This is a genomic window from Natrinema sp. 74 (genome assembly GCF_046097095.1).
Taxonomy (GTDB): domain Archaea; phylum Halobacteriota; class Halobacteria; order Halobacteriales; family Natrialbaceae; genus Natrinema.
In genome coordinates, this window is record NZ_CP175699.1 from 376,017 (window position 1) to 401,189 (window position 25,173).

Annotated in this window: 25 protein-coding genes and 2 pseudogenes; 4 read left to right on the forward strand and 23 right to left on the reverse strand. The window is 56.4% G+C overall.

The window, feature by feature from the left end:
• Positions 1-7 precede the first annotated feature (7 nt).
• The 8 genes from ACJ70B_RS19720 to ACJ70B_RS19755 form a co-directional block, all read right to left on the reverse strand.
• Positions 8-505: a hypothetical protein gene (locus tag ACJ70B_RS19720; RefSeq protein ID WP_408960151.1), complete on the reverse strand. Its 498-nt coding sequence runs from the start codon at positions 503-505 to the stop codon at positions 8-10.
• 395 nt (positions 506-900) lie between these two features.
• Entirely contained in the window at positions 901-1,413 is a 513-nt protein-coding gene (locus ACJ70B_RS19725; protein WP_408960152.1) for a hypothetical protein, read from the reverse strand.
• A gap of 16 nt (positions 1,414-1,429) precedes the next feature.
• A complete protein-coding gene (locus ACJ70B_RS19730; protein WP_408960153.1) occupies positions 1,430-1,729 on the reverse strand; it encodes a hypothetical protein in 300 nt (99 codons plus the stop codon).
• 15 nt (positions 1,730-1,744) lie between these two features.
• A complete protein-coding gene (locus tag ACJ70B_RS19735) occupies positions 1,745-3,367 on the reverse strand; it encodes a hypothetical protein (RefSeq protein ID WP_408960154.1) in 1,623 nt (540 codons plus the stop codon).
• Positions 3,368-3,741: 374 nt separating this feature from the next.
• Positions 3,742-4,614, reverse strand: a complete 873-nt coding sequence (locus ACJ70B_RS19740; protein WP_408960155.1) for a hypothetical protein — start codon at positions 4,612-4,614, stop codon at positions 3,742-3,744.
• Between the two features lie 298 nt (positions 4,615-4,912).
• Positions 4,913-5,305 carry a hypothetical protein gene (locus ACJ70B_RS19745; RefSeq protein WP_408960156.1) on the reverse strand — a complete coding sequence of 131 codons (393 nt, stop codon included), beginning with the start codon at positions 5,303-5,305 and terminating at the stop codon, positions 4,913-4,915.
• On the reverse strand, positions 5,302-5,490 hold the full coding sequence (locus ACJ70B_RS19750) for a hypothetical protein (protein ID WP_408960157.1): 189 nt from the start codon (positions 5,488-5,490) through the stop codon (positions 5,302-5,304). Before ACJ70B_RS19750 ends, ACJ70B_RS19745 begins: the two co-directional genes overlap by 4 nt.
• A 166-nt stretch (positions 5,491-5,656) precedes the next feature.
• A complete protein-coding gene (locus ACJ70B_RS19755) occupies positions 5,657-5,959 on the reverse strand; it encodes a hypothetical protein (RefSeq protein WP_408960158.1) in 303 nt (100 codons plus the stop codon).
• 813 nt (positions 5,960-6,772) lie between these two features.
• Between ACJ70B_RS19755 and ACJ70B_RS19760 the strand changes: the two genes are divergently transcribed.
• From ACJ70B_RS19760 to ACJ70B_RS19775, 4 genes are all read left to right on the forward strand, one after another.
• Positions 6,773-7,828, forward strand: coding sequence for a hypothetical protein (locus ACJ70B_RS19760; RefSeq protein ID WP_408960159.1), 1,056 nt, complete (start codon positions 6,773-6,775; stop codon positions 7,826-7,828).
• Positions 7,829-8,575: 747 nt separating this feature from the next.
• Positions 8,576-9,103: a hypothetical protein gene (locus ACJ70B_RS19765; RefSeq protein ID WP_408960160.1), complete on the forward strand. Its 528-nt coding sequence runs from the start codon at positions 8,576-8,578 to the stop codon at positions 9,101-9,103.
• On the forward strand, positions 9,090-10,805 hold the full coding sequence (locus ACJ70B_RS19770; protein ID WP_408960161.1) for an AAA family ATPase: 1,716 nt from the start codon (positions 9,090-9,092) through the stop codon (positions 10,803-10,805). The genes ACJ70B_RS19765 and ACJ70B_RS19770 overlap by 14 nt, the downstream gene beginning before the upstream one ends.
• The gene (locus ACJ70B_RS19775) at positions 10,802-11,266 is read left to right on the forward strand and encodes a hypothetical protein (RefSeq protein WP_408960162.1); all 465 of its coding nucleotides are present in this window, start codon (positions 10,802-10,804) and stop codon (positions 11,264-11,266) included. Before ACJ70B_RS19770 ends, ACJ70B_RS19775 begins: the two co-directional genes overlap by 4 nt.
• 412 nt (positions 11,267-11,678) lie before the next feature.
• Here ACJ70B_RS19775 and ACJ70B_RS19780 read toward each other — a convergent pair whose 3' ends face one another.
• The 15 genes and pseudogenes from ACJ70B_RS19780 to ACJ70B_RS19850 all read right to left on the reverse strand — a co-directional run bounded on the left by ACJ70B_RS19780 (position 11,679) and on the right by ACJ70B_RS19850 (position 25,152).
• Entirely contained in the window at positions 11,679-11,891 is a 213-nt protein-coding gene (locus ACJ70B_RS19780) for a hypothetical protein (RefSeq protein WP_408960163.1), read from the reverse strand.
• A 265-nt stretch (positions 11,892-12,156) separates the two neighbouring features.
• A complete protein-coding gene (locus tag ACJ70B_RS19785) occupies positions 12,157-13,446 on the reverse strand; it encodes a PQQ-binding-like beta-propeller repeat protein (RefSeq protein WP_408960164.1) in 1,290 nt (429 codons plus the stop codon).
• A complete protein-coding gene (locus tag ACJ70B_RS19790; protein WP_408960165.1) occupies positions 13,439-14,602 on the reverse strand; it encodes a PQQ-binding-like beta-propeller repeat protein in 1,164 nt (387 codons plus the stop codon). Before ACJ70B_RS19790 ends, ACJ70B_RS19785 begins: the two co-directional genes overlap by 8 nt.
• 485 nt (positions 14,603-15,087) lie before the next feature.
• Positions 15,088-15,960, reverse strand: coding sequence for a thermonuclease family protein (locus tag ACJ70B_RS19795; RefSeq protein ID WP_408960166.1), 873 nt, complete (start codon positions 15,958-15,960; stop codon positions 15,088-15,090).
• A 270-nt stretch (positions 15,961-16,230) separates the two neighbouring features.
• A complete protein-coding gene (locus tag ACJ70B_RS19800) occupies positions 16,231-17,100 on the reverse strand; it encodes a hypothetical protein (protein WP_408960167.1) in 870 nt (289 codons plus the stop codon).
• On the reverse strand, positions 17,097-18,047 hold the full coding sequence (locus ACJ70B_RS19805) for a MarR family transcriptional regulator (RefSeq protein WP_408960168.1): 951 nt from the start codon (positions 18,045-18,047) through the stop codon (positions 17,097-17,099). The genes ACJ70B_RS19800 and ACJ70B_RS19805 overlap by 4 nt, the downstream gene beginning before the upstream one ends.
• Before the next feature lie 306 nt (positions 18,048-18,353).
• Complete coding sequence (locus ACJ70B_RS19810) at positions 18,354-18,845, reverse strand: hypothetical protein (protein WP_408960169.1); 492 nt, start codon at positions 18,843-18,845, stop codon at positions 18,354-18,356.
• A 747-nt stretch (positions 18,846-19,592) separates the two neighbouring features.
• Complete coding sequence (locus ACJ70B_RS19815; RefSeq protein ID WP_408960170.1) at positions 19,593-19,949, reverse strand: type II toxin-antitoxin system PemK/MazF family toxin; 357 nt, start codon at positions 19,947-19,949, stop codon at positions 19,593-19,595.
• Positions 19,950-20,219: an AbrB/MazE/SpoVT family DNA-binding domain-containing protein gene (locus ACJ70B_RS19820; RefSeq protein WP_408960171.1), complete on the reverse strand. Its 270-nt coding sequence runs from the start codon at positions 20,217-20,219 to the stop codon at positions 19,950-19,952.
• 1,071 nt (positions 20,220-21,290) lie between these two features.
• Positions 21,291-21,566 carry a hypothetical protein gene (locus tag ACJ70B_RS19825; protein WP_408960172.1) on the reverse strand — a complete coding sequence of 92 codons (276 nt, stop codon included), beginning with the start codon at positions 21,564-21,566 and terminating at the stop codon, positions 21,291-21,293.
• Between the two features lie 207 nt (positions 21,567-21,773).
• Positions 21,774-21,869: pseudogene (locus ACJ70B_RS19830) on the reverse strand (IS5/IS1182 family transposase); the annotation flags it as partial.
• A gap of 1,216 nt (positions 21,870-23,085) precedes the next feature.
• Complete coding sequence (locus ACJ70B_RS19835; RefSeq protein WP_408960173.1) at positions 23,086-23,286, reverse strand: hypothetical protein; 201 nt, start codon at positions 23,284-23,286, stop codon at positions 23,086-23,088.
• A 316-nt stretch (positions 23,287-23,602) separates the two neighbouring features.
• Positions 23,603-24,163, reverse strand: a pseudogene (locus ACJ70B_RS19840) (hypothetical protein).
• Positions 24,164-24,325: 162 nt separating this feature from the next.
• A complete protein-coding gene (locus ACJ70B_RS19845) occupies positions 24,326-24,619 on the reverse strand; it encodes a PadR family transcriptional regulator (RefSeq protein WP_408960174.1) in 294 nt (97 codons plus the stop codon).
• Positions 24,620-24,738: 119 nt separating this feature from the next.
• On the reverse strand, positions 24,739-25,152 hold the full coding sequence (locus ACJ70B_RS19850; protein ID WP_408960175.1) for a hypothetical protein: 414 nt from the start codon (positions 25,150-25,152) through the stop codon (positions 24,739-24,741).
• Positions 25,153-25,173 lie beyond the last annotated feature (21 nt).

Consider the following 25,173-nt stretch of genomic DNA (forward strand, 5'->3'; position numbering starts at 1 on the left):
CTAGCGGTTAGCGAATCCTTTTCTCTTCGAGGACCCGTTCAGCTTCCGTGAGTGCCGCATCGATCTCCTGAAACCAATCGGTGTCCGTCAGATCGTCGTTGACCGACAGCGCCTCGTCGGCCCACCCTCGAATGGAGATATAGAGTTCCTCGACGAGAGCAGTTCGATCGACGAGATCCGCCGAATCATCTCGGACATCTTGCGGCACCCCATCGATATGGAAATACACGCCGACGGCGTCGTTCTCCGGGACGGGCGTGAACTCGAGTTCCCCCATATCGAACGCTGCAGCGCACTCCTCGTTCTCGAGAATCGCAGCCATGCATCGGAGCAGATCCGGGAACACCTCATTCGGGAGGCTTACGTCGTCCCAGGGACGGTCTTCTCCACCCTCAATTCCACCTGGGTGTATTCGGATGTCAGCACTCGGCATCCATCCTCTTTCTAGATCATAGGCCCCCGGAGATTGGATGTCAATATCTATTTTATCGTATTTATCCACCATGGTTTCACCCCATCTGTCTCCAACCAACGTCGTTCTGATTGATGTACTTCCAGACTGCTGGACCCTTTTTCAGATATGCAGTCCGGACGTTCCCGTTTCTGATTATCTCACTTCTTTGGTGATCCGTGGTTTAGCCGTCTATCGGTTACGAGGGTTAATCGTAGACGTCTTCGACGCGTTCGATGTCCGCACGAAGTCCACGATATGCGCTTTGTTCGGCGAGGTCTGGGTTTACGGCGAGAGCGAACTCTTCGAATTCGGACACAGCCTCGAGTGATCCAGTGACGAACGGACGAGTGTAAATTCAGACGTTCTTTTTCAGATACACGACCACCATTTTGTGTGGGCTCAGGCATCACGTCCACGCCAAATGCTGCCGAGCGTGCGAGATGAGGTTACTGAAGGTGTTCCTCGGCAACGCTGCGGGCTTCCTCGAGGTCCGCATTCAAGTCTCGGAACCACTCACGCTCGACAGCGCTTTCATTCAGTTGTTCGATGTGATCGATCAGATCCTCCGCGGCCGTGACTACCTCGTCGACGATGACTGACAAGGGAACGACGGCATCGAGCGGACGATCGTCACGGGGTAACAACCGCCGCTCCGGGTCTTCAATCGCGTCCCGACTGAAACAGATCGTGACGTGACCACGGCTGTCGTCTTCTCGCTCGAGTACGAGGTGGGTCGTATCTTCGGTCGAGATGCCGCCGTGACCACCCCGAAGCATCTCCGGAACAGCCTCCAGAAACTCCTCGAACGAGTACGTAAACAGGCTCAGATCGTACTCTCGTTTCCCGTCCGCCGTCGTGATTCGGACGGAGCCTCCGCCAGGCGGTCTCCCGCTTTGCACATCACTGACGCCCGAGGTCGATAGCGCGAACTCGATCGTGAACGGATCACCGTCACTCATTGTCGTCACCTTTCGGTCAGTTGCTTTCGTAGTTTCTCTTCCAGTCGTCGAGATTATTAATCCATTTGTACGCGTTTGCTCCATCCTCTGGGTGCGCAGTCGTGATACGTCCCCCATCCTCGATACGAACGCGGATCGTCTCGATCCCCGTCTCCGACGCTTTGCTCTCGGGGAGATCGTAGTAGACGTTATCGCCTTTTGCGGGATCGATACCGTCGGATTCATCGATTGCCTCGTACACTAGACGTTCGATCTCGTCCTGGCTCACAGTCCGTGGCACGCTACCGTCCGTTTTGTCCGGGAGCTTTCGCTCCATCCGGTCGGGGAGCTCCTAACCGTTGGGCCAGATTGTCGTCGTGGATTTCTCGTCGAACTGGTCCGCGTCGATGTGTCTGCCCTTCAGGTAGACCCAGCCATGATTCTCGTCGGAGCCTATCTCGTATTCCCCGCGCTCGAACCACAGCGGTTGCCCGTCGTCCGTTTTTCCGACGATCCGCGTCTGCGCCAGATTCGACTTGTCCGATTCGGCGATATCGATTAGATCGCTGCCGGTGATCGAATCGTCGATGAGCGAACCATCGGCATCCTTCGTCTCGAGCATCTCCATCATCCGCTGGGCATCGGCCTGGTCCATGTCGCCGCTGTCCAGCAGTTCGTTCATTCGGCGGAGATGATCGGCCTCGAGGTCGCCCTCGCCGTAGCGGACGAGCATCCGCGTAGCAGTCGTATCGTCGACTTGGCTGAACGTCGCTCGACTGTCGGCGTCGGTGTTCTTAAGGAACCTATTGGTGTCGAAGGAGTCGCTGCGGCTGTCGACGGCTGTCAGCTGCTCGCGGAGGTCGTCCCCGATATCACTGCACCCGCCCGCCAGTCCGATGCCGGCGATGTGCTGCTGGCGGACGCCTACGCTGGCCCCGACGGGCATCGACAGCGACGGCCGGCGACACGGCGTCCCAAGGAAGTCGTCGCGCACCTCGGGGTCAAGGTCGTCGAACAACCTCGCTCCGTCGTTACCGGTCCTCGCGAGGTACTCGCCTAACCGCTGCTGCCTTGCCTCGGGCATCGCGTCGACGTTCACATCGACGCTGCGCTGGAGCCGCCAAAGCCGGTAGGCTTGGCCGGCGGTATCAGCTTGACTCAGCAACGGTTCGGCGGCGTCGTCGGTCGCCAGCAGCAGGCGTGCGGTCACTCGCGCTTTGGCGGTATCGGTCGCGCCGTCAATCCGCGAGAGCGCCCGTAGGGCGCGACTGTCCGAGAGCCGATCCGCGATATCGCCGACGCGATCGGTGCTCTTGATCGCGTTCTTCGCTCCACTGGAGCCACCGCTGACGACGAGTTTCGAGAGGAAACCGAGCGCGTATCCCTCGTACCAGTTCTCCTCGAAGAGTCTGTATTTCGTCGTGCCCTCGTCGTACGGATTGTTCTGCTCCTGTTTCTGTTCGAACTGCTGGATGTAGCCGTCGATCAGCCTGTCGATGACGGCGGGATCGGCCTCGGCGACGAGCTCGAGCATGGCCCGCATGCCGTCGATGAACGCACCGGGATCGTTCAGGAGCTGTTCGGCGTCCCGGAAGACGACGCCGATGCTCGCAGAGAACCCGGAGACGGTACCGACCTTTCGAGCGATCTCCCTATCGGCGAGGTCCCAACCGGTCGGGAGTTCGTCGGCCATGTACCCGTAGAAGTTCGCACGCTCCACGGCGACGACCTGCTGGCGATTGCCGTTCGCGTCTGTCGCGCGCAGGGATACGCTCGTCCCGAGGGTCGTGTCAGCGATGGCTCCCGCGAGATCACCAGTAAGGTCGATCGCGCTTCCAGTACCCGAGACGACCGTCGACTTGATGCTACTGGTATCGACGTTTCCGCCGGAGATTTTATCCGTGTATTTGAACCGACGGGTCACCTCGATGCCGTCGGCATCGGGGAACCGTTTTTCGACGGATCCCTCTTTCACGAATTCGACTCCGTTGATGCCCGCCTCGTCTTCAATCGATGCATATGCCCAGTATTCCGCGTCGAGACTCGTTTCCGGAACACGCCAGCCGCTCGTGTAGACCTCTATTGGAGGTTTCCACCGCCGGGCGTCTAGATCGGCTTGATGCTGCGAAGGACTGTCGGATCATTCCCCGACTTCGACTTGCTTCAAGTGACACATGATGTCCTCGGACAAGACTCTCGAGTACGTCTCGAGGAGTCACCTACGACGACCTATCGAACGAGAGACCCACAAGTAACGATACCACACGTACAGCCGGCCATATCGTGTAGTAACCGTCTCGTGGACCGATGATCGCCCGGTTGGGCAGTGATCAGTCTCTATGGTCAATCCTAGCCGTGGACACCAGCCGTCTCCGGCGATCTATCGGATTCAGTAATCTTCCCTGGAATCGAGGCATCTGTCTTCAACAACACCCGACGCTCTGTGTATGGCAGTCCGTTCTTCCGTTCGGTCTGCTTTCGGATGGCCACCCGATTCTTCGAGAGTTCGAGCAAGACATCGATCGTCCTCGAGACGAGTTTCTTCGCGTAGGCATCACTGACGCCACTCTCCTGACGCCGAATCCAGTGTTTCATGTCGCTGGCCTTCACGTACTCCTGAACCTCCTTACACCCATCTTGCCATGGATCATCACCGACACTCGGATTGGTCCGTGCCCGCCAGAGCCTGGCAGCGAGTCGTGCTGGTAACGAGTTCGTCGAGGAGTGCAACATATCGTCGTCCATCCGTGCAAGCTGCTGGATAGGCAGCAGATCGCCGTGTGATAACGCTACGCTTCCACCACGGTCGAGTGGATCGTCTGAGTCAGGGATCCGTACGTAGGTATTGCCGTCTTCCTTGGTGAACCGCTCGAGGCGATCGACGGTGTCGGCAAGCGAATCGGGGTCGACGTTCTCGTCGAGTAGATGGGCTCCTTTCTCGAGCTCTCTCGTCTGGAGTTCTGCAATTCGAGCCTTGTTCGCACCGGCTTTCTTCAGCGCGGCATCGGTGACTGCCTCCAGTCGAGTGTTCTCTTCTTGGAGCCGTTCGACTTCGTCCTCGAGGGAGTCGATCTGTGCTTGCTGGTCTTCGATTCGGTCGCTCTGCCGAGCGACTGTCTCTCGAAGCTGCCCATTCTCACTCTCGAGGTCGTCGATACGAGCTTCGAGTTGCTCGAGGCGGTCGTTGATCGATGCGTCGCTGGTGGTACCGTTTGGTGTCATCGGGATTTAGGAACTCTCGAGGATTGGGATGGTCTCCTGGCGAGACACCCAAACGTCGCCACGTTGGCGAACTGGTTGCGATGTGACGACGTTGTCGTCCCGATCCGTATGGGTCGTTCTCCAGAAAGGGTCTAGACCGTCGCACCCCGATCACAGCGCTGTCGCTACGGCGATGGATGGGCTGGCTGCCCCGAGAGCGACTACGCCCTCGAGACGACGGTGAGCGACGTGGCCACTGCCGGTAACTGGCCGTCCCTGACTGGAGCACTGTTCTGGGGGAAACTGGAGGTGATGCTCGTTAGGCGGTGGCCACGATGGTCGGCTCGACGAGGATCGTCCAGTGGGTCTGCCCAGCCATGGCGAGTCCGAGGTCGGCCTCGAGGAGGACGTCGTCCCGACCCCGTGTCGTCTCCATCAGGTCCGTCGGTGCACAGCCAGCACAGTAGACGGCGGCGATGGTGTAGGCTGGCTCGTCAGAGTGCCGGTAGGCATGAGCTGTTATCGGGTGGCCTTCGTGGAGGCGGGCGTCACAGTGGTGACAGGGCGCGGTCTCGCCAGCCGCAATTTGCTTTCCGCTGAACCGGGTCTCGAGGAGGTGATCGTGAGTACCTGTCGGCGAGGGTGGCTGGGTCTCCAGTGACTCGAGGCTGTCATCACTCACGGTTGACAGCCAGGCGTTCGAGTCCGTCATCGGGTACCCTCCTCCAGACCGGAATTCTCGGAGCAGAGTCGCTCGTAGGCCTCGATCGTCTCCTCGAGATTCCGGATTGCTGGCCCGAGTGACAACGGGTCAGCCAGCTGGCCCTCGAGCGTCTGGATGTCGTCGAGGACCTCCTCGAGACGAACGCGGATTGGTTGCTCGGCATCGGTCGTCATGCGCGTTCGTCCTCCACGCCGGCGCCGGCACGGTCACTCAGATGCTGGGCGGTAGACCCAGTAGTTGACCATGCTTGTCCTCGCTCGAGGAGGTCAGTTCGATATCGATCCTCGGAGCAGTGGGCGTGATCGTTGAGATGGACATCGCTGGGGATGATAAGCACCATTAGTTGCCCACCTCGACTGCGCTCTCGAGTGAGCCCGAGAGAGTTCTATAGAGGTGCTGTATCTCGAAGCCGTCACGGTGGGCATCGACGTAGTCGATCCAATCGTCGATCGTCTTGTCGAGGTCCTCGAGGTCGTAGCGGACCGGGCGTTCGCCGTCCTCGATGACGTGGACCGACTCGTCAATCGTCCGGTAGACGTGGTGTGCGCCCTCTTTATCGATACCGATAGGGATGTAGTCGTCTCGTGGGTCAGCAGGCTGTGCTTCCGAAACCGTTTCGTGAGTTCGCGGTTGAATACTCATTGTCCTGAGCTAGGACACAGGTCGGGTGTGCCAGCACCCGGCCGAGATCGTTTTTCCGGCCCCTGTGTCTAATTCATAGTATTATCCCGATTCACATAAATGTATGCATTTAACTATTGTATGCATCCATGTCCTTGCACAATATGCTTAGATGTATGGTTATAGAAATAGAATCACCGCTATGGCCGATTACACGAGCATTAGGGTCACAACTGAACTTGCAGATGAGCTTCACGAGCGGAAATCTCGAGGCGAGAGCTATGAGGATGTAATTTGGCGGTTGATAGACGAGGAAGATCAAGATGGCTGACTCCAAACCCTTCCAGTCCAGCCGTCGGTAGTATGATTCCGGTTATCAGAACTGGTCTACAAGTGTACAAAAGAACTCACAGATTTTCCTAACGTGTTCGGCCTTCTGAGAACAGAGGATGTACTGTGTCTTCTTAGAGGGTATATCTACAAGGGAAAACAATCCATCACTCAGCAGATACGACCTAAGCCGAGATAATGGATGCGAACGGTCGAATAGCGGCCGCTGAATTTACAGTCAACCTCCTCTACCGCGTAATATCAGAGCGAGAAAAGTAACCGCTGTAGAATGACGGAAATGGTGTGATGCGAACCAGTAGAGAACAACATAGCGGTGTTCCCCCGGGCCCACCTCCTCAACCAGCATTAGTCGGTATACGCCAGATAGCCGTCTACACTATACACTGTCTCCGGCGTTAAAAAAGCGTACTTGTTTCTCGCTTCACTTTCCCAATTGATCAAGACAATTAAGAGTAATCAGCACCGACACTCCTGCACTACTGTATGACCGAGGACGACACAGAATCGGAAGACAACTATCTTTCCACCGGTGATTTCCTAGATGAGTACTACTCCCAGTTCGCGATCATGGGGATCTTCGGTACGGTTTCAGTCTTCCTCACCTCAAACTTTCCCGACGGCACTTCCAGACTTGTCGCCCGCAGCGCCATCTTCGCCAGTCTCACCATCTTCGGGTTCACTGCCTTCTGGCTTTGTTGGCGCGCACTTACTGAACTCTTGAGCAACCTCCATGAAGGCACGCGACCGATCACTACCGAATTCGGCTACACAGTGATAGTGCTCTGCACCGGCACATTGTGTCTGGCGATCGGCTCAGCAATCACTACGTACACCGATGTCGTCCAGTTGGCGATCTCTATCGGCGTACTGGCAGCCGGGCTTGTACTGTATATTCGCCGGTTCCCAAACGAACGGTACCGGGGCACGAAAATGGATCCAGCCGGTGTAGCAATGGCTGCAGGTTTTATCGTATTTTTTGCTACAACGTCGCTTGAACGCGGAATATACCGTGCGTTGGATACGCACTTTTCTTCATCGTTCGAGACTGACGTAGTTTTCGTTCTCTTTGCGGCTCTCGTCCATCTTACTGTCTGTGAAGCAGTTTCCACTGTGTTCAAATCAGAGCTGCCAGCTAATATCGACCTCCACCGGATACGAACAGTGGGTGCACAGCCGCGTCAATTGTGGGCTCGGGCCGTCTCGTACTGGCAGCGACAGTGGCCATTTCACGTATCGGTAACGGTCTGCTGCGTTGATCTGGCAATATTGATTCTGGGTATAGATGCAGTTGCTGATCGGGCCGTTGAATCGCCGGTAATCTACATGATTGCAGGCTATGACTGGCAGACATTCGTGTTTTACCTCATGTTTGCCGTGACAGCGATTGTCGCAGGCTTGTTATGGTGCTATCCAGAGACAGAGGATGCAAAAGCAATCCGGAGAGCGTGGGGGAAACCGCTCGCAGTTACCGTGACAGTTGGAATTGTCAGTATTGTCGGCTTGGCCTGGATTGGTGTTATCGGAGGTCCGTCTGTCTAGCCGTAGTTTGAGGATTGCAGGGTTTAGGCTTGTTCTGGGCCTAATCCGTCGCGGTACTTCACAAACCGTTTCGCCGACTTACTCCGGTACGCCACCGTCTCTCCGTCGTAATCGCCGATGTACGCCGATCCACATTGTCCTGCGTCTGGATCGATTGGCCGCCATCATCATACCAGATTATGTCATCTAGCTTGATCACAGTCGGTCCATACCTGTCCACCGGTCCGTGTCCGGCCATGCACTCTATTCTTTCCAGTACGTTTTGATCTCCTCGAGAGAGCGGCGGACCGTCTCCCGCAACCATCAGAGTACCGGAAGGCTATAACGGAGGGCCTCCTTCAGCAATCAGGAGGGCAGGCCCCGCAGCTGTGGTAGGTTTTGTAGATTTCCGTGCTTGATTGGCAGTCTTCTAGAGTTCCGCGAAGGTGTCTTTTACCTGTATGATTTATTGGCATGTTCATGGTCTACTCTTGTTGACGGTTCCTCACGTCTTCTGCTGTTGAAGCAACTGCTCTCGCTGCTACAACTATCCCCGTTCACCATCAATGGTTAGAGTGGGACCAAGGCCACCGTCCAAAACACTCTCCGCATCTCAGCACAACGAATCCGAAGACCAACCCCCAGACGGGTAATTTCCACGAATACCATGATGAAATAGATTTAGAGTCAGGATGATAATATCACGGACGATACGGCAACTACCATATAATTTATTACTCCGGGCTTCTGTTGACTGAATGGTATCATATGGGGGTCAGGTCCCAAATAAAGAACGGTGGATGGGGTGCGTTGGGCGTATATCTCTATTCGTTGTTCGCTTTCCTCTATTGGGACGTTCCGCTCATATCGACAGATAGGCTGGCGCTTGCGGCAGCAACAATTCCCGCCTTGGCAGTGATGTTTACCGTCGTCGTCACAAACGACTGGCTCAACGATTATTGGGCAGGTGGGAATCTGAAGCGGTCTACGGAGACAATAGCGAAGATAACCGGTGAGAATGACTTCTATGATTCCGCTCCACAGGAAGTCAAAGACTCAGTGGATGAATTTGATGAATTAGCTTACGGTCATCACGTAGCGATTCTTTCAGGGATCATCCTAGCGGTCGCAGTACCTGTCACTGGATACGTGGTTGCTGGGAATATTGGAGTGATTCTCGGCGTCGTCACCGCTCCTGTATTGCTTCGTGCGCTCTCCATTCGTTCCTATCGTGAACTGAACCGGCTTGCGAAACAAATGTCTGTTCCCTACGAAGAAAACTATGAAAATCAGTAGACTCAAAGTCGAAAACTTCGCAATTGAAGAGAGCCCGACAATCAACGAGGACTCCATAGGAGGTGACGACCTACTGCTATATGGCGGGAATCGGTCCGGTAAGACGCTGACATTCAACGCAATTCTCTACGCGTTGTATGGACGTTCCGGAACGTTCGGTGTTACGCCCGGCCAGCGTAGCACAGTGAATGTGTACTTCGATAATGCTGATGCAGTTCTACGGGATCGAGACCACACGTACGAGAGTACGGATCAGTCATTCGACGCTGATGAAGGAGTGAAGTCAAATATCGGCCCGAAGCAAGACGTTCGTCTCCAGTTCATTCCCGCAAACCTGGCGAATCAGCCGATCAGCAACCTTTCCAAAGAAGAACTGCTCAACAGGATTAGAGGGCTACTTAGTGCGGAAAACCAAGACGAAATTGAGCGACATCGCCGTGCAAAGCACGACTTAGGCCATCTCAAAGAGATCCGGAGACGTGGCGAACAAGAGCCGGGTATTAGACAATTGGAAGAGGATCTGAATTCTCTCCCGGTCTCCCGCACCCAGAATCGGATTGAAGAGATTGAGGAACTCAAAGATCTGATCGAGTCGGGGGAGATCGAAAGTATCAGAGATCGACTTCGGGCGAAAGATGACGTTGCAGAACGACTTGACGAACTCTATGACCGGCGGCGGACCCTTGAAGACCGCCTCAAGCAGAAGCGACGTGAATTGGGCGATGCTTCTCGGTATACGCAGAAGGTAAACGATCTTATTATCGACGCCATTCAGGAGTTTACCTGCCCTGTCTGTGGACGTCTGGTTGAGGAAGATACTGCACGGAACCGACTTCCGAACAGATGTCCACAGTGTGGGCGTGAGCGAGATCTCTCTGAACTGCGTGAGCAACTTCGGGAAAAGGTTGACAGTGCGGATGACCGGATTGAGGAACTGAAAGAAGGCATTGGGGAACTAGAGGAAGAACTCTCGGCAGTAAAGGCTGAAATTACCGAGGTCAAGAAATCTGAGCCAGAACTGAACGAGCTTAATCAATTCGTCAGAACTGCGCTCAAGCAGGCAGAGTACGATATTGATCAGCTTCGGGAAACTACTGAGGAGGAACTCGCGCAGAAACGAGAAGACTTGGAAGAGTTCAAGTCTCGAAAAGAGGAACTCAGTGCCCGCTTAGAACGGCGCCAGAATATTGTTCACTCTATCGACGAGTCGATATCTGTCGCAGAGACTCGAATAGAGGAACTAAAGGATGAGGCGTTTACAGAAATTCGAGAAGCCTTTACTGACCGACTTTCTGAGGTCTATCAAGAAATCGCACCAGAGCTCGGTACTGAAGTCGGCCTTACCCAAGATGGGGAACTGGAATTTCCGGGAACGGGATCTGAAGGTATTCGGCCATATGACCGACTGAGCAGTGGCGAGAAACGACTAGTCAATCTTGCATTTGCTCTCACGGTCGCACAGTTCGCTCAGGAAGATGATGATGCACACAATTGGGAGGTGCTTGTGCTTGACGAACCGCTCACGAACCTTGAATCTGACATTCAGGACGCTGCTGCCCGATATCTGCGAAATGTGGATATCCAATGCATCATGACATCTCCGCTCGACAGGATCCAATCTCACTTCCAGGACAGTCAATCACAGATCATTCAGTTGGACCGTATCAGTACTGAAGTGACAACTCTCGATGAGTACCTATGAGTGACGAAGATCATCATCCGGAACTGCTGCTCTTGCATGAGATAGGTGGGGAGATCGAAGGGCGAGGAAAGTATCACAAGCTCTTAGATCGGTACCGCCGTGAGCCGGGTGAGAGTGATGTAGATTCTGTTCTGAAGGAGCGAGGCCCATTCAACGAAGGCCTTTCACGAAGCGTTAAGCGGTATATCGACATGGGGATTGTCGAGACCGATGAGGAGGGACAATCCCGGGATATTGAAGAAACAGAGAAAGGCGAAAGATATGTGAGCGGATTTGAACGAACGAAGTCCTATCTAGACGACTCCTTCCAGAGGACGCATAACCGAGTCCAAAAGATTGCTTCAAAATACGGTGATAAGAGTATGAACGAACTGGTGCAAGAAGAAGACGTGCAGGAAGACAAGAAGCGATCGCTCGGAACTCCGCTTCCGGGGGACTCGAACTCTCAGGAACAAGAGTAGGCGATACTGTGTCTATTGGAAGAGTTTTCGAATTTAAGGAAGGGGTTCTACCCGACTATCTCAGAGCGAAGTGAGAAACCCGAGGCCACCTTCGTTATGTCATAACCACCCGAGACATGTGCCTGATCATCTGCCATCCAATGTCTTCGTTCTCAACGAGTAGTGAGGTCTGCTGGGAAACATAGAATATCGATAGGAAGAGAATACTGGTGAGAACGCATATTAGCTCACGCTGGATGGTTATCTCGAACACCCCAACGGCCACGGGTAACATGCTGATCCATTCGAGGATAAACATGCTACCTATGACATCCATGAAAAACAAGACGAGCGTCGTCAGGGGATTGATTCTAACAACGGTCTCTACGTATCTTCCTCTGTTTGAGGGAGTTCCGTGTAGCTTTCAGTACGTTTAGCCGTCGTCTGGATGTGTCTCGTAGTCTGTGACGGCATCCACTGACGCTCCGGTAGCGGCCTTCTCGAAATCGTGACTCGTGATGCCGACGAGGCCACAGCTGCCGCAGGCGTGGTGGTCGCGCTCGTCGGGATCCAGCCGGGTCTGGACGGCATAGTCGAGTTTGGCCAGACTGTGCTGGGAGAGGTTGTCCGACCCGCGGTAGTTCACCAGCACAAATAAGTACCCGAACTCGATCTTTGGGCGGCCGTCTTTCTGGGTGCCATTTCTGGGACTTTAGCAGATCGTCGCTGACAAGCCGAGAGCGTTATCGGCGAGAGTTACTCGCTCGGTACTCGGTGGGTTGTGCCACTGCCACGGGTGCGCCTACCCTGTGGCAAGCCATCGTTGTCTGGGTCCCAGGGATAACTCTCACCACGGCGCCGGAACAGATTCCTGTGCGATGTCGAACGAGTAGGTTCCCAGCAGTCCCAGGTCAGCTCGTCGGAAGCCGCGCCACGCCACCGCGGTCGCGGTAAGAAACGTATAGCGCGTTATCAGCCGTCGTCACACCGATCCGGGAGGAGTCCGGATCGTACCGCCATCGGCGCTCCCCAGTAGCAGGGTCGTAGGCGGCGAGTTCATTGTCGCTGGCCGTAAAGAGAATCTCACCGGTACGGCCTAGTGCCGCGACTGTCCCGCCGATCTGGATGTCAGTTGTCGTCTTCCATCGCCGGGTCCCATCGAGGGCGAAGGCGTCCAGCCGGATTAGGACGCCACCGTCGGGGTCCTCGACCGAACTTGCAGCGAACACACCCTGTGAGGTCGTCGTCACCGTCTCGAATTCGTATCCGACGGATCGGCGCCACCGTACGGTTCCCCCATCGCGCTCAAGGGCAACCAGCTCGTCCGAGCGATCATCGCGGCGGACACGCACGTAGACGTGTTCGCCAAGCCAGACTGGCGGACCAAAGATGCTAGTCACGTCGCCGTCCACCGCGGTCCGCCATAGGACGTGCCCATCGCGGGCCCGGCGCATCCGCACGGTAGAATTGTGGACCGTCACGATCCGGTCGCCTGCAGCCACGATGTAGGGGTAGCTCTTACCAGGTGGCAACTCCCACAGCACCTCGCCGGTCTCCGGAGCAAGTGTAACCAACTTCGTGTCGTCGTCCGAGTTCGTGACGGGGAAGAGACAGGCCGAGTCACTGAGCGTCGGGTACGGATATCTTCGACCGGACCGCTGGAAGCGACGTGTGCCGTCATGCGCATCATAGCCGGTGACCACACTGTCGACCGAATTGATACCGACCAGCAGCGAACCGTGTCGACCGAGCCACCCGTCCCGGGCTTGTCCCTCCACGTGCCACAGTCGCTCCCCCGACAGCCCGACCGTGTAGAGGTCACCGTCGGTGCTGTGGACGTGGACCGGGCCGCCCGATGACGGGACAGCCGGTCGCGTCTCGATGGGTCCACCGGTTTCGACGGTGAGGATACGTTCCCCGTCGGCCGTGAACCCGTGGAGGCGTTTGTCCTGTCCACCGACGACGACATGTTCGTCGGTCGCGGACGGTGGACTTGCCGCCATTGCGCTCGAGAAGTCACGCTCCCAGAGGGGTTGGACACCGGACAGCGCTGATCGCAGGCTGCACCCTGCGAGCGTGAGCGTGCCCACCGACGCGAGCGAGGCGAGCGTCTGGCGGCGCGACCAGTTCCGACTGTCCTGTCGCTCGCTCGCGTGCCGCGGCGAACCGTGCTTGTCGGCAGCGGTGTCGGCGTCACGCATCGGTGATCGCCTCCGAAGCGACCCGTGTCAGACCGAACGTTTGTCCCAGATAGACTGTCTCGCCGGCCGCCTGTGCCCATTCGATGCTGCCGCCCTCGAACGACTTGTCATCGAACCGAACTTCTCGGACGCGTGTGCCGTCCTGCTCGTGGACGTAGAGTACAGTCGGGCTGAACGGGATGGTGCCGCTCGAGCCACGGATGTTGTGTCCCCCGCCGACCAGCGTCACCAGGCGGTCGCCGACCTGCATCGGCCCGTGGGTCACGGCGTTCCCGAGGTCATCGCGCCACAGCTGCTTTCCTGAGGCCGGGTCGAACGCTCGGAGGGTGTAGTCCGCGCCGCCGACGTACACCCGATCGTCGGTCACCAACGGCCGTGTGAATACGGTGTTGGCCAGCGAGCCGCGCCAGGCGACTGTGCCGGTCGCGGTCTCCAGCGCCAGCAGCTCCTCGGTGGCGGCGCCGAGGTATGCGGTCCCGTCAGCAGCTCCGACGGCCGACAGCACAGCGCCAATATCCTGTGTCCATCCGACTTCGCCAGTCCGGTCGAGGAAAAGCACACGACCGTCGACCAGGGGCGCAACCACACCACCGGACGTCGCACCAGGAGCGCCTGACAGCGATGCGGACAGGGTATGGGTGAACAGCGTCTCACCGTCCGCCCGGGCGACACCGACCAGTCGGTCGGGCACGTCGTCTTCGGTGCCAGAGATTGGAACCACGATGCGATCACCGAGCGGGATGGGGGCGAACTCGACGACCCCAGGGTCGGCCTCGTCGATCGGTGCAAGCCGGCGCTGCCAGACGGTCTCACCCGTGGCTGCGTCGACAGCAACCATCGTTTCGGCCTTCGAGAAGGCGTAGGCTCGCCCATCACCGACGCCGAGAGGCGACTTCTTACCCTTCGGGGCCGTCACGGTCCAGGTAGTCTTACCGGTCTGGGTGTCCAAGCCGGCGACGATCGGCCGATCACGAAATGGGCTGTGCGAGCCAGCCAAGAGCTGCCCGTCTGCGGTCGTGGCGACGGACGACGGATCACGGTAACCCGACTGCCACGACCGTTGGATGGGGAACGATTCCCCATCGAAGAGACCAACGCAACCCGCGACGCTGCCAACGAAGCCGGTGACTGCGCCGAGGGCCGCGCGACGTGTCATGGAGGACATTTGTTCACCGTTGCGACGGCGATGATATCAGTCTTGTTATTTGTTCGACAAATGGTGCAGGTCGAGGACGTACTAGCACTCTCTATCTGCCCGTATTCGTGCCGTCGTGAGCATCCTATCGGGCAGTGCGAAGAGCGGCCGCACGTCCGGAATGGGCGGTCACGAGCGACGCGGAGGTCCCGCGAACGAAGTAAGCGGGACGCCGGTGAACGCTGCCCACCGGAAGGCGGCAGCGGCGAGCGGGGCGGGCCGTTACGTACCACTGGTTATCCGGCTACAGCGCTTGGCAAAGCAATCACCGTCCTGGCGGACGCAGAAAGTAACTTCCACTGGCTCGTATTCAGCTCTCTGAGCACTCGAGTGGCGGTCGTCCGGATACGGACCCCGCCGAGGGCTTTCACCGCTCGTTATCGAATTCGGTCGCCACCACCTGACCCGCCGCCGAGGCGTCTGAAAAATAAGCTGCTACGCTCGCTTTAGTACGCGAGTTGGGCGACGGTCGTTCCGGTTGCCGTCTGCACCGTCGCCGTGTCACCGTCGTCGTTCCAGATCTCGGTCCCATAGCCCATGTAGCGGTCGTCGGCGTCGTTGGTTCCACTACCAGTGTGGACGTACACCGAGTCACCGGCGCCGAGCGTGAACTCCGCAAACGTGTGGCTATAACCCGCCTCGTCGGCGAGCGTAAACCCGTCGAGGTCAACCGAACTACTGCCGGTGTTGGTGATCTTCACACGTTCGTCGGTGAGGGAACTCGCTTCTGCGTTGACCCAATCGATAGTGAGTGCACTTGCGTCTCCACCCGACGACCCGTCATCGCCAGAGCCGTCGTCGTTCGGCGTTCGACACGACCAAGCGTTTCGTTCGGCGGACTGAGCCGCCGATTCGGCGCTGTAGAACGAATCGCTTTGGGAGAACGTACTGTCGTAGACCCGGGCGTGGCCTCGCTCCACGAGATCATAGTTGAAGTTCGAACCGTCGACCTGTACGTACGCGAGCAGACGACCGTAGTCACCGCGTCGGTCCGCCTGGCTGTCGAACTGCAGCGAGACCGTTTGGCCAGCGAGTTGGTCAGTCGCGTACGCACTGGCGTTCTCACCCGCGGCTTGTAAGCACTCACGGGCCGCCTGCGTGTCCGGCACGCCCTCGAATTCGCTGGGCGAGACCGACCCGTACGTTTCCGGTGTGTCGACACCCAGTAGTCGAACGGTATCGGTCGACCCGTTCTGATATTCAATGTCGATTGTGTCGCCGTCGACGACGTTCGTCACCGTCACCGTCACCGTCGTCGACTCGCTGATCGAGGTCGTCTCAACCGACGGCGTCGTGACCGCCCCTGCCGAGACCGTCATCCCAGTTGCAATAAGTGCTACAACCATGACCGCTGTCAGGAGTTTCTGTCGAATCACACTCACTGACCCAACTGCAATCGCAATCAACTTGTGTAATATTAATATATACTCGTATGTACATATATTTCAGCTCGTTTCTCAGATCGAAACGAACCTGCACCTTCTAACTATCTTGACATCCTCCTCCGGCTTTAGCCGGAGGAGGATGTCAATGTCCTGCTCGTGGTTGGCGGCATCATCTAAGTCCGTACCCAAACATGTAGTACCTGCTCAGCGGCGTCGAACTGTATCTCCGTCGCGCTCGAGAATCTGCTTTGCGACTAGTCGCTCAATCGCTTCATCGACGGTATCTTCCTGGTCGTCCGAAAGTGCTCGCACATTCGCGAGAACTCTATCTCGAAGTACTTCGACGTTGTCGATCTCATCGTCAACAGCACCCAGAACGGTATATTCGACCTCGAACTCCGTCGCGAACTCTGCGATACGAGCGGTGAACTTGTTTGGGAGCCCCGACAGTGAGTTTACCGCCATCTCGATAGTGAATAGGGGATGCGAACGATCACGGATCTGCCGTGCTTCAGTCGTGCTGGTATTGAACGGTCGCTGTTCGTCGATCTCAGTGAGAATCGATTCATAGTCCAGCCCACGCTGGGCGTATTTCCGCATATCTTCGATGTCGCGTCGACGGCCACTCGCTAGATCACCGCCGGAAACCGCTTTCAGCAGGAACATATCCTCATCCGAGAGGATGAACGCTGTTACGAAACTCCCGGTCCAGAACTCTTCGGCCCGGTCGCGCATCCGGTCTGTGATCCAGACTTTCCCGACGATTTGCTGTTCGAAGATATCGATTCGAAACCCGCGCTTGTCGTGATGCAGTTCGACGGTTTTTCCGACGCCCTCGAACGACTCTGTTGGTTCGTCGACAACCGTGAATCCCTGTGACGTGAGCGTCTGGTAAACGTGTTCGAACTCAGAAACAACACCCACCGCAAGATCGATATCTTCGGTTTGGTCTTTCAATCCCCGGACCGTCATCGCTGATCCGCCGAGGAGATACACCGTCACGGACTCCGACAGCCAGCTATCGAACTCCTCGAGGAACTCTTTGATCGCCTCGCCACCTTTGAATACCGTCATACTACACCGTACTGCTCTTTGAGCGCCATAAATTCTGATTCACTTGGAAGGACGACAGGGATCTCGTCCGAGTTTTCGACCCCTTCCTGCAGTGCCTGGTACATCGCAGCGACCGTGGTTTCCAGATCGTACCACGTTGCCGTGTCTGTGAGCGTTTCCTGGTCGATGTCCAACGCCTCGATCAACAACATTGCATAGCTAACTCGGCGGGAGCCGCTATCGAGGGTGAGCGTGTGACACACCACTTCGCCCGGTGTAAGTTCCTCGTCGGGCGCGTACCAGAACGCGGGCTCACCTGCAAGGAAGAATTGCAGCCCGTACTCCTCGAATCGACCAAGACCGGTCACCTGCCAATCTGGTGCGTCTAGTAGCGCGTCTGTATCTTCAGTGGTCTGCACGCGGACGAGTGTTCGTTTCGGGTCGCACCACTCGATAATCGCACTCGGCGCGATCTCTCGGGCTCGCGATCGGTGCTCGTGGGTCACGACGGCCTGCGCGAATGCCAGCAGCGGTGCGAGGTCCTCACTCACCGCGTACTCGGGGCCGGACGGGGACAGCATCGCCCGATTTTTGAGCGGCGACAGCGCCTTGTGAACGCCTTGTCGAGTAATCCCGAGTCGCTCTGCAATCTCGGATACTCGACGGGGTTCGTCGAGAAACCAGCACACTTTGAGGGCGGCGGGCGAGAGGAGGTCAGCCCATTCAACGTGACTGAGCTCCGACTGCAGCGTCCGGTACGCTTCAATGACTGGGTGGTCCGCGACACGGACTTTCCGCTGGTTGTTGGGCCCACGGCGTTCGACCAAGAGCCCCGCGTCCAGCAAGTCATCGAGCACCTCGTAGATGTGTGTCTGTGAATACCCGGTTTCAGTTGCGAGATCCACTGGCGTCGCTTCTCGACCGGTACTCAGAGCGTCAATCACGGCGATTCCGGCCTTTGAAATCACTGTGTATACTCTAAAACCCACTCGTATATATGGGTTTCTGGATTTGGGTTTACAATCGGACTGTTCCGGTACGAAGTCTACGAGTGCGCTCTCTAGAGACCCGTGGAATTGCCAACTCGCTCACTTGAAAACCCCGTCGGTCGGTCCGTCCTATTGCGAGTACCCAGAATGCTCGCTCACCTTGACTCCGTACCGGTATGAGTCCGGTGCTCGATGCAGGACGGCTCGAGCGCCAGTCTCGGTGTTCCGATACGCCAACGTTGGCGAGCGGCTCTCGCGTCGCCAGTTTGTGATTCTGGGCATTGTTTAGAAATGGACGTCCGCCGGAACGACCCAGAGGTCGTCACTCTCGTCGACGATGCGATCCAGCTGGCCTCGGTGGCGAATCCCGCAACCGTGTTGGTCGTACAGGAAAATCGAGGGACCGTCGTAGGCACCGACTTGATGGAAGGCATGCCGGGGGAGGTTCTCATCACGCATTATCTCATCATCGCTAAGCTCATCGAGCGCCTCCTGTACTCGATTGAGATTCCGCTGGAACTCGCTCTTCGTTGCGTCCCAACCGCGCTCCAGGAGTTCCTGGCCTTTGTCAGAGTCTACGCGCGCTGCAACTGGGAGGTCGCCCCAACGGGCTTTCCCTGCCACCGTCGTGCCTTCTTGATCGAACGTGACGAAGTAGTCGAATACGGCGCCAGCGTGCGGATCGGCTCCAATCAGCCGATCGAACACTGCTTTGCCGGTGGCCACTGCGTCGTCTCGCGTCGATGCCTCTATCAGGGTGTAAATGACCATATGCATCGGTTTTCACCGTCGTCTGCCGACGCACGCGACTGCACACTGCGTCACTACGTGATGCGCCGGCAGCCATCGCCGGCGCTCAAAAAATAGTACTGACGACGCTGGCTAGACGTTCTCGATTTTCGACTGGCAGTCTCCTCTTCGACGCTGACCGTCAGTCCCCGCTCTCGTAATCGGCCTCGAACACAACTGAGAATGTATCCGAGTTGTAGGCGGCGTAGTACGCGCGATGTTTAGGGGCTTCCCGTGGATACCTCTGTAAGCGTCGTCCGCTATCAGCACTCGCGACTCACAGTGACGATGAATCACAGTGCTGGGACGGCCGAAATATTCCTCTCAGCACCCATTAGCTGTAATTGAGGGCGCTAAGCCCCCTTCCTCAGCGAGCGCCGACCGAAGGGAAGGCGCGAGCAGGAAGGGGATACAGCGCCCGCACGAGTTGCTTTCACGTTCTCCGCTACCTTACTACCCACACGCGGTCGAATACGGGAGTACGATGCTCACCACGCCTCCGACGGTATTCAAGCACGACAAGAAGCGCGTCCCGTCGGTTGTGGCTGAGTGTCCATTCGGTAGGAGTGGGACACTCCGAACCACCCGTAAAGGGAAGCCGCCTGCGGAGTCTGGAACCGCTGTGTCCTCGGTAGGTACAAGTTCCGACACAGAAACAGGAAGCCCTGTCCTCAACAAGCGAGGGGCGAGTAGCCCCGAGCCCGGTAGGGCAGGGTAGTTCACTTGTCCGGGAAACTACCACGAGCCGCGCAGCCCGAGGCTATACTCGAGTGCATTATCAACCTCATTCATCCGCTCATCGGGGATGGATCCGATGACGTTTTTGATCCGGTGTTCGATCGACACAGTTCGGATCTGACTGCACATCGCGACGGAATCCTCGCGAAGGTGGCTTTCATCGGCCGTTATGAGCACTTCGAACGGATACAAATCGTCATCAACCGACGTCGTAAACGGGACGATGATCGTTGTGGGTGCGTTTTCATTCCCAACGTTATTCTGGACAACGAGACATGGTCGCGTCCCCCGCTGCTCCGATCCTTTCGTCGGGTCGAGCTCAACGATCACAATGTCTCCTCGGCGCACCTCCATCTATTCCCACTCCGGGACGTCGCCGAGATATTCGTCGGCCTCTTGCGAAACGCCATCCATCTCCTCCTCGAGGTCTCGAAGCTGATCGGCCCGCGCACGGTACCCGGCCGCTAGATCGTCCCGAGTGATCGGTTTCTCGATAACGATTTTTCCCGACTCTTTGCGGATTTCTATCTCGTCACCGCCGCCAATGTCAAATTCTTCGCGTAGTTCCTTTGGGAGAGTGATCTGCCCGCGGTCGCCAACACGTCGTTTCTTTACCTCGTCCATACATATTCATATCATATCCATACTCAAAAGGATACCGGGCGGGTGGAGGCAATTGCTTGGCTGGCCAATCGCCCGGCCGTGCTGGACCCTGAGGATTCTGAGCGTCCTCCACTCTCCAAAAGCGATACGTCTTCAAGGAGTGCTACTGCATCAGCGTTTCTCTCTCGATCTTCCTCGCTCAACTGATCCTCGTCGATGCTCTTCTGAAATTGCTCCACGCATGCACAGCAGGTATCCGAGGATGTGTTGGCCATCCATCTTTTCTACCTTATCCTTTTCAGGGGTCGAACAACACCACCGGCTGTGCGTTCGTTTCGAGGCTGTTGGCTTAGACGATCGGCTTCTCAAATGGGCAGAGGAGGAAACGCTACTCGTCGAGAACGCGGCATGGGTCCTCGAAAAGAACCAGAGATACGAAATCTATCGTAAGCAGGTTCCTGACTGTCGCGCTGACCAGAGGAGTCACTCACCGCCGCGGAAATCGCAGAGATTCTCGAAGTTTACGAATTACTCCTCAATCAACATTTGACGCAGACTGTTGTGAATGAATACTATTCTCACACGCTCATATCGCTGCGTCCTTGATAAGCACAACTGCTTACTCACCATCGTTGAGTTCCTCAGCAGTGAGTCTATGGCCAGTTTCTCGACCGTGTTCCCTAATTACGTCTGCAGATTTTTGCCCTTCCTTCGTTACCGGTTTCGAGAAATTGCATTCAGTACACACGATGCGGACTTTCTCTGAGGTTTGCACGGCCCTCTCTGTCGAGGTATCCTTATTTTTGGACATATGTGGTCACTGTGGGGGAATCCGTGTCCACTCTAATGTGTTCCACGTGACCGCGACGTGGAGAGAACAAGGTTCGTTCCTCAACAGAACGGGTAACTGGTTCAAGCGACCCCTCCATTCTTGGGGTGCGAACACACGATAATGAATCGTTGTTCCGTACCAGATAGAGACTCCTCAAACAGATAAATGCTTGTGAGCGAACAGTGGGTCTTAACCACTTGCTTCAAACGATACGTGCGTAACCTGTATCTATCCTCTGTAACCGGCGAGGGATGTTACTTTCATTCTTCCATTTCATCCATTCGCTCCCGAAACTGTTCTCGTTTCTCTTCGATCTCGACTTCGCTATAGTGGTCCAGCATCGCCCCATGGTCGTACTCGAGTCGAATCGAAATATAGCAGGTATCTCCTTCGTCGCTTAGCCAATCAGGAAGATGCTCCGGGTGAAGCTGTATCTGGGCTACGGAATCTCCAGAATCGACATCGGATAGTTCGAACACTCGGTTGCTGAATACAAAGCCGAAAATTTCCGCTTCCAACTTATGAATCGAGATCATACAGTACCCTGAATCGCCAGATGAGGTCTTTTAGGTGATTTCAGCTGCTGTCCGGCGATACGCTTCGTCGAGGGTTGGGCCGCCGAGTGTCGTATAGAGATCCACGAGGTCGGCAACGTCGCTTGTGCAGTAATCGTTGAGGAGGTGGGTGAGTTCGTGGTGGACACTGGTAGATTCGATCCCAGCCACAACGTTGTCGACGTATCGTTCACCTAGAACCTGGCCGCTTCGAGCGCTGCGAGTTCCCGATTTCTCTAGGTAAACCCGCAGACAATGCAGCGACACAACAGCGTAATCGGCGAATATCACCAATCCAGTCTCCCCACGGAACGCTTGGAACCCAACCCTGTGTTTCGACTTGCCGAGTTGACACTCCTTGTGGAACGGCGTCGTCGAATGCAGTTCTGCTTAAATTTGCATAGTGATTGATCAATACGCCTGGAACGCTATATTTCGAGCAGTCAATCGGAGATCCAGTCGAACTAATCGTCGCTGGAATCGGATCATACCTACACTCCTCGAGTGGTCCGTCTACCCACACAGTGCGTTGGTCATCTATCTGGTTGATTTCAGTCATCGTTGAGCCCCTCATCCCACCAGGGAGTCGATAAACCCTGACCTCCTACACGTCCTGTAGGACGTAGAATTCGACCATCGGATTTCCATCAGAAGTGGTGTTCGAGGGTCCAACCCGCACTCAGAGGGAACCAGCGACACACTGGGGGAAGTCTCCCTTTCTCCCTCGCATAGGTCGAATGCTTCGCCACTTGGTTCGTGAACGAGCACTTGCTGTCCGGAATCCGGGATGACTACATCGTCCTCGAGGAGAGCACCAACGAGGCATCAGGCGGTCGTTTCGTCGACGTCTGCCGTCGAGACGTAAGTCGCGGCCTGGTCTTGAGCGAGGAGTCCGGTTTTAAGCCGTCTGTGATCGTCAGCTGTGTTATTGATTGCATCTGAACCAGTCATGAGGATCAGTTCGAGGACGCTGTTCGAGCGCGCCTCACGCCTCCCGGCGCCGATAGACTCGTACGCCGGTAGCAGATCCGGTGGTAGAGCAGAGTCTAGCTCCGAGAATGTTAACCAACAGATTGGGGATACCACTCGGAACTGTTGGTTAACGTTAGTCTCCCTTCTTCAGAACTGCAGAAGAGACCCAACTCAAAGGTAGATACAAAGAGTCTACCTCCGACGAGCGGCTCGGTTGAGTACGTTAGTTTACTCCCCGCTGTTGCGGTGCTCAGGATCAAGCCGAGCATATGCATCTGCGGTGGCACCCAGTTCAGTGAGCGAACTGTTGAGCGTCATCGGTTCGGGGAGTCGCTCATTAATCTCGCGAAGGGCTTGTTCGGCCTCGAGGAGCGCCTCGTGAAGATCGTCGATGGGAACATGACCGCCATCGACGGCGTCACGTTCCAGCTGGTACCCCTGATTACCGTACTCCGAGTCGGGAATCGGATCATCGAACCGAGTGCTCGGTCGAATCCGGGGATGTCGTGTGGATCAGGATCATCTGGTGTCATCGGTTAAGCACCTCGACGTCGGGATTTATACCGGCTGGCCCAGCGACCGCTTTCGCACGCTCGAGTTCACGGCGTTCTCGCTGGGCCTGACGGTCGAGTGCGGCTGCTCGCTGACAGCGTCTGATTCCCGCTTCGTCGCGGGTGCTATCGTCATCGATCGTGAAGCGCTTGCCACGGTGGTCGATCTGCTCGAGCATCAGTACGTGTCCTCCTGAGCCGCGTCTCGAGCGTCCGCTTGCAGGTGGTCGTACCGAACCTCACAACTGTCCGAACAGAACCGGCCAGCGTATCCTGTCCGATCGCGAGTGCGTGCCGAACAATTTTGCATTCGGCACGCATTGCGATTGGTCATCTGGCGATACCTCGCTTCAGGAACCGAGTCGTCTCAGCATTTGGTGACGCTGTTGCTACATCAGCTGTTCTCATGAATTGCTGCGGTGAACTTCATTGAGCCCCCGCACCCCTTCCGGGGGCGACAAACCATCTTGAGCGAACGACCAGTTCAACCCGCAGTCACCGGTTGAACGTCCCATCCGGAGCAGGGGTGATCCCAGTTCGGATCTCGAGATCAACGGGTCTGAGATGCTTACAGCCACCGACTGGCTGGCGTTGTTCACAATCTGGACAGGTACACGTCTCTGCCTCAATATCGACCGTGTAGGTGTTCCTACTCTCACTGACAACCTCGTAGGTTGAGCCCACGCTGGCGAAGCAAACGTCCATATCCTCGCTCAGTGCCCGGCGGGTTCGCGGCTCGTCGATCGAGTAGCCACCTGCCTCAAGCGGAGTCGGTGGGTCTGGTGTCTCGCAGGGATCGCTGAACTCGCGACGGCGGTTTCGTTCTTGGCCACAGTCCCGGCAGTGCCAGTAGCGCGTTCGGTACTCGTATCCATCGGTGAGGTCGATCTCGTATGGTGTTGGTTCCGTGCCGGGTAGCTACTCGTCGACGGCAACAAGTTCGTGTCCATTCAGTCGAGCGACGTCGCCGGAATACCGTCGCTCTCGGTCGCTGGTGTTGCAGTTCTGGTGGTGTTCCTGGTGTTGCTTGTGTTGGATCGGTCGATCTGTACTCATGGATAATCTCGAGGCACACGTGGTCGCGCCTCACCCCTTAGACGCAAAATGATCAACTCCTTCGAGGAGGAGTTCGCGTTCTTCCTCGAGCGGGGGTATTTTTATGGAATCGACGCTGCGCTCTGCGTCATTCTCCCAGCTTCGGAGTGAGAATATTGGCCATTATTCAGACGAGGTGCAAAAGTTGCTCACGTACTGGTCTTCCCACTCTCGTCGAGCTTCGAGTTCCCGCTGGCCGCGAGCCGTGACCGTATAGTAATTCGTTCGGCGATCGAGTTCCCCCTTCTCGACGAGGCCCTTGTCGACAATTTCATCGAGATTCGGATAGAGCCGGCCGTGATGGATTTCCTTCTCGTAGTACTCCTCGAGTTCGTCTTCGACTGCGAGTCCGTGTGGATCACCCTGGCCGGCTATCACGTAGAGCAGATCACGTTGGAATGCGGTAAGATCGTACATATCGTGGTTAATGAATATGACTATATGACCGTTTCGATAGAGGTGAAAGAAATCACGTTTCAGGGACAGCAGGTGTGGCAAGCAAGTATCTCATCCTGCCAAAACCACAGCGAGAGAAACTATTCTGGAGTATACTCGTCAGGAAGAGCATCACTAACACTTTCAACTGGTGCATAGTAACTGCATTCATCAATCCAGGTTGTGAGCCAACTGTCAGCTGTCTCGACAGTGAGATCCTCCCGTACAACACCACGAACGAGTATCCCAATAGAACCCGTAAGTTCAATCTCGTATGTAGAAGCAAGGTTCCGGGCTGCACTGTCATCGGTCACGAGTGTTCCGCTCGTTTGATCGGCAACAACGAATGCCTCTGCCTCATCTGGATCGAGTTGGTCTCGAATCCTTGGATACGCTTGCTCGAGTTGTTCTGTTGCACTCTGCTCGAGAGGAATTTGTCCAGTCTCAATGGCCTCGAGTGCGTTCTCGAGATACGGATATCCAATTCTCGGTACCGCGTTGAAGTTCCCGTTCAACGGCAGGGACGGTCGTTAGAT